Origin of the sequence: Nocardioides pelophilus (genome assembly GCF_014180685.1) — a bacterium.
In the GTDB taxonomy this organism is placed as follows: domain Bacteria; phylum Actinomycetota; class Actinomycetes; order Propionibacteriales; family Nocardioidaceae; genus Nocardioides; species Nocardioides pelophilus.
On sequence record NZ_JACEHF010000241.1, the window covers coordinates 1 to 4728 of the forward strand.

The window sequence follows — 4728 nt, forward strand, 5'->3', positions numbered from 1 at the left end:
GTGGGGAGACGCACCCGGCCGGCCCGAGCTTGTCGGGCCGGCCGGTGGCTGCGTGGAGGTCAGTGGTCGATGACCGTGAACGGGCTGTTGAACTCCTTGCCCTTTGTGGGCTCGGCGATCTCGGCGACCGCGCCGTCGGGGGCCATGGCGAACAGGTGCCACCGGGCGCCGTCGTACGCGTCGAAGACGACGTGGCCGTCGGTCGACCAGGCCCACTGGGAGATGAAGCCGCCCTCGACGGAGTACTGGCCGGTGGGCTCGCCGGTCTTGGCGTCGAGCACCGTGACGGTGGGGATGCCGAGGCCGTCGTAGTAGCTCGGCAGGCCGATGACGTGCGTGCTGTCCGGCGAGATCTGCGCGGGTTCGTAGTCGCAGGTCCGCCACTCCGGCCGGTTGTCGGTCTGCTCCAGGTCGACGAGTCCGCCGCAGGAGCCGGCGTCCTCGATCTTGTCGACGAAGCTGACCAGGTTGTCGCCGGAGACGTCGCTGAACTCGACGACGAACGGCACCGGGTTGTCGTTGATGCCGTGGGAGTCGAACGTCTCGGCCTCGCCGACGCCGGAGTTCACGAACACCACGCAGCCGTCCTCGACCTCGTAGCAGTTCGGGCCGCCGGTCACGGCCGCGGTGAAGTACGCGACCGTCTCGCCGGGCGCGGAGAGGTCGACGCTGCCCATGGACACCTGGTCGCCCTGCCAGGCCGTCATGACCTCGCCGTCGGTGTCGATCCAGGCGATCGTGGTCCCGGCCTCGTTGACGGCCACGGTGGAGGTGGTGTCGAAGGTCTCGACGACGCTGCCGTCGGCGGCGATCACGTCGGCGGCAGCGAACACCTCGCCGCTGACCCGGGTGGCGACCAGTTGGTCGTTCCAGATCACGGCGCCGTAGTAGTCCTGCTCCGGCAGGTCGACCTCGTCGCCGTCGGCCTGGTGCCACACGCCGTCGAGGACGTAGTCGACGCCGCTGGGGTCGGCCGGCTCGCTCGGGGGTTCCGTCGGTTCGGAGGTGGTCGGGTCGCTCGCCGGGGTGGTCGGGTCGGACGACGTCGCGCTGGTGGGGTCCGAGGCGGCGTCGTCACCGTTGCCCGAGTCGTTGCCGCAGGCGACAGCGAGTACGGCGAGCGGGGCGATCACCGCCGCGACGGCGATCCGGGAGTGGCGGTTGAGGGTCATCGGTCTTTCCTTCGGTCTGGGGTGGCTGAGTGGGGGCTCAGTGGGGGCTCAGTGGCGGATCAGCAGGTACGGGCTGTCGAACTCGTCGCCGGCGATCGGGTCGCCGAGCTCGGTGAAGGCACCGTCGGGTGCCAGCTCGATCAGGTGCCAGTTGGCGCCGTCGTACACCGAGAGGAGCAGCGTGTTCGCCGTCGTCCAGGCGACCTCGGACCAGATGGACGAGGCCTGGCCCTCCGGTGCGTAGCGGCCGGACTCCTCGCCGGTCCTGACGTCGAGGATCGAGATCTCGCGGTAGCCCAGTCCGTCGTACTGGCTCGGGGCGCCCACGACGTGCTCTCCGTCGGGCGAGATGTCCTGTGCTTGGTAGTCGCAGTTCTGCCACAGGTACGTCGCGGTGTCGGCGGACCAGAGGCCGCCGCAGGTGACGCCGTCGTCGCGGATCTCGGTGGTGGCGGACAGCAGCGCGTCCTGCTCGTCGAAGCAGCGCAGCGCGTCGTCCGGCAGCGGGACGTCGCTCGACCCGATGCCGCGGCAGCCGTTGGTGTCGGAGTTGATGCGCACCAGGCAGTCGCCGGCCTCGGCCTCACACGGCGCGCTGCCGATGACCGAGACCGGCTCACCGCCGTACGACTCACCGCCCGCCGAGCCGAGCACGTCGGAGGCGAGGATCTCCCGGTCGTCGGGTCCGTCGCCCCAGCGGGCGATCAGGTCGCCGTCGCCGGTGGTGTAGCTCAGGATCGTGCCGTCGGAGCTGACGGCGAAGCCGGCCGCATTGTCGATCGACTCCACGAGGTCGCCGGCGTCGTCGAAGATGTCGATCGTTCCGAACACCTCGGCGCCCGCTTCGATCGCGACCAGGCGGTCGCCCCAGATCGCGGCGTTGTAGTAGTTGCCGTCCGGCAACGCCACGTCGTCGCCGTCGGCCTGGTGCCAGACACCGCCCACGACATAGTCGATGGCGTCGTCGGCGACGGGGTCCGAAACCGTCTGGGACTCGGTCGGCGAGGGCGCGAAGCCGGGCTCCTTCGTCTGCGTGGTGCCGCCGTTGCTGAGCACTGCGATCGGGGTGATGATCGCGGCGACGCCGAGGACGCTGCCGGCCACGGCCGCCCGGCGGTTGCGGCGGATCTTGCGGGCCTTGCCCTTGACGGACAGGACGTCGAGCGGGGCCTCGTGGAGGTCGCGGACGCGCGCGTCGAAGTCGCGGCTCATTGCTTCCTCCCAAGGGGTGTCGGAGCTGGTGGGATCGTTCGGGTGGTTCATGACGGGGACTCCTCGCCGTAGCGGGGGTGGAGCTCGGCGGGCACGCGCTCACGGAGGGTGGCGAGCGCCCGGCTGCACTGGGACTTGACGGTGCCGACGGAGATGCCGAGCGCGTCGGCGACCTCGGCCTCGGACATCTGCTCGTAGTAGCGGAGCACCACGACCGACCGGGCCTTCGGCGGCAGCGTCTGAACGACCTGCCACAGGTGGTCGTTGGTGCCGTCGTCGTACGCGTCGTGGTGCGGGTCGCCCTCGGGGATCACCTCGGTGGCGTACTCCCGCTTCTTCCAGGCACGACGCCACAGCGAGTTGTTCTCGTTGACCATGATCCGGCGGACGTACGCGTCGACGGCGCCGCGATCGTGGACCTTGTCCCACGCCAGGTACAGCTTGGCCAGCGACGTCTGCAGGATGTCCTCCGCCTGGTGCCGGTCGCCGGTCAGCAGGTACGCCGTACGCAGCAGGCTCGGCTGCCGTACGGCGAGGTACTCGGTGAACTCGGCGTCCCGCTGCGACTCGCGGTCCTTCCGGCTCATCCGTCTGCCCCCCGCGGTCGCGCCATGGTGGTCTCCTTGCTTGAGCCGCTGGCAGCGGCACCTGGTGGAACTGTGTCGGGTGAAGGACGCGACTGGTCGGAGATTGGTTGCAATTGGCCGCGCGTCGTCCGCCGGGCCGGGGCTTGGAGCGCCCGCCGTCGGGTACCGACGGGGCATGACGGCGCAGATGACGCGGACCCGGGACCGGGTGCAGGGGGAGCAAGCCGACAGCCCGGCCGAGATCCCGCGGCGTGGCTGGGTCCAGGTCGTGAAGCGGGCCTGGAAGGAGGCGAAGTCCGACCAGGTGCCGCTGCTCGCGGCCGGCGTCGCCTTCTACTCGTTCCTCGCCCTCTTCCCCGCGATGATCGCGGCGGTCCTGCTCTACGGCCTGGTCCGCGATCCCGCCGACGTGCAGCGACAGGTCGACGACCTGACGGCGGCGCTGCCCGCGGACTCGGCCAGCCTGCTGACCACCCAGCTGGAGGCGATCACGTCGACGTCGTCCGGCTCGCTCGGGCTCGGCCTGCTGATCAGCCTCGTGCTCGCGTTGTGGAGCGCGTCCGGAGGGGTCGGCAACATCCTCACCGCGATCAACATCGCCTACGACGAGGAGGAGACCCGCGGCTTCGTCAAGCGCAAGGGGCTCTCCTTCCTGCTCACCCTCGCGGCCATCGTCTTCGTCGTGGTGACCATCTCGCTGGTCGCGGTCGCGCCCGCGCTGCTCGACAACCTGGTCGACGCCGGGCCCGTGCGCTGGGGCCTCGAGGCGCTGCGGTGGCTCGGGCTCGTGGCCGCGATGTCGGCCGGCCTCGCGGTGCTCTACCGCGTCGCGCCCGACCGCGACGACGCCGAGTTCCGGTGGGTGTCGGTCGGCGCGGTGGTCGCGACGGTCCTCTGGCTGGTGGCGAGCCTCGGGTTCTCGCTCTACGTCGACAACTTCGGCTCCTACAACAAGACGTACGGCGCCCTCGCCGGCGTCGTCGTCCTGCTGCTGTGGCTCTGGCTGACGATGTACGTCGTCCTGCTCGGCGCCGAGATCAACGCCGAGGCCGAGCAGCAGACCGCGAAGGACACGACCGTGGGTCCGGACGAGCCGCTCGGGCAGCGGGGCGCCGTGAAGGCCGACTCGTTGCCGGGCGACCAGCCCCCGCGGCCCGAGCAGCCCTGACCCGAGCGGATCAGGGTTGGGTCTCGAAGGTCACGTAGAAGACGTCCTGGATCGGCAGCCAGTCGACCGCGAGCTCCGCGGCGCCGGTGCGGAGGTCGAACCGGACGATCGCGGCCGCTCGCTCACCACCGCGGCCGCTGACCACCGCGACCAGGAGGTGGCGGCGGTCCTCCCATGCCGCTGACCAGAGACCCCGGCGGGTCCACGAGCCCGGGGAGGGGATCCGGCCCAGCTCCTGCTCGCCGGTCGCGTCGTCCACCACGACCAGCTCGCCGCCCTTCGTCACGACGGCCGGGACGCGCTCGCGCTGCGGCACCGCGGGCAGGGCGTCGACGTCGCGGCGGATGACCCGCGACCGGATCTCGCCGGTCGCGACGTCGGCCACGTGCAGCCGGGTCGGCCGTCGTTCCGAGGGTGAGACCTCCAGGGGCGTGAACGTGATCCAGCGCAGCGTCGCGCCGTCCGCACTCAGCACCGGGGCGCCGGCCACCGTGCCGAGCTCCGCCACCCGCCGGCCGCGCGCATCGAGTCGGTCCAGGCCCGTGGTGCCCTCGAAGATGCGGTCGTCGACGGCCAGGAACCCGTCGCC

At 71.1% G+C, this 4728-nt stretch carries 5 protein-coding genes; 1 reads left to right on the forward strand and 4 read right to left on the reverse strand.

Going from position 1 to position 4728, the window contains the following annotated elements:
* Window positions 1-59: 59 nt before the first annotated feature.
* From H0488_RS22140 to H0488_RS22150, 3 genes are read right to left on the reverse strand one after another with little or no spacing between them, the layout of a single operon-like run.
* On the reverse strand, window positions 60-1172 hold the full coding sequence (locus tag H0488_RS22140; RefSeq protein ID WP_183101370.1) for a TolB-like translocation protein: 1113 nt from the start codon (window positions 1170-1172) through the stop codon (window positions 60-62).
* Window positions 1173-1220: 48 nt separating this feature from the next.
* Window positions 1221-2435: a hypothetical protein gene (locus H0488_RS22145; RefSeq protein ID WP_183101371.1), complete on the reverse strand. Its 1215-nt coding sequence runs from the start codon at window positions 2433-2435 to the stop codon at window positions 1221-1223.
* A complete protein-coding gene (locus tag H0488_RS22150; protein WP_183101372.1) occupies window positions 2432-2971 on the reverse strand; it encodes a SigE family RNA polymerase sigma factor in 540 nt (179 codons plus the stop codon). The genes H0488_RS22145 and H0488_RS22150 overlap by 4 nt, the downstream gene beginning before the upstream one ends.
* Before the next feature lie 175 nt (window positions 2972-3146).
* Between H0488_RS22150 and H0488_RS22155 the strand changes: the two genes are divergently transcribed.
* Complete coding sequence (locus tag H0488_RS22155; protein WP_246372679.1) at window positions 3147-4139, forward strand: YihY/virulence factor BrkB family protein; 993 nt, start codon at window positions 3147-3149, stop codon at window positions 4137-4139.
* A 10-nt stretch (window positions 4140-4149) separates the two neighbouring features.
* Here the strand turns inward: H0488_RS22155 and H0488_RS22160 are convergent.
* The coding region (locus tag H0488_RS22160; RefSeq protein WP_183101373.1) for a hypothetical protein at window positions 4150-4728 on the reverse strand (579 nt) is incomplete at its 5' end.

What these genes read in the sequence shown, in the direction of transcription:
- H0488_RS22140 (WP_183101370.1), bottom strand. Translation starts at nt 1,172, where the DNA reads ATGACCCTCAACCGCCACTCCCGGATCGCCGTCGCGGCGGTGATCGCC.
- H0488_RS22145 (WP_183101371.1), bottom strand. Translation starts at nt 2,435, where the DNA reads ATGAACCACCCGAACGATCCCACCAGCTCCGACACCCCTTGGGAGGAA.
- H0488_RS22150 (WP_183101372.1), bottom strand. Translation starts at nt 2,971, where the DNA reads ATGAGCCGGAAGGACCGCGAGTCGCAGCGGGACGCCGAGTTCACCGAG.
- H0488_RS22155 (WP_246372679.1), top strand. Translation starts at nt 3,147, where the DNA reads ATGACGGCGCAGATGACGCGGACCCGGGACCGGGTGCAGGGGGAGCAA.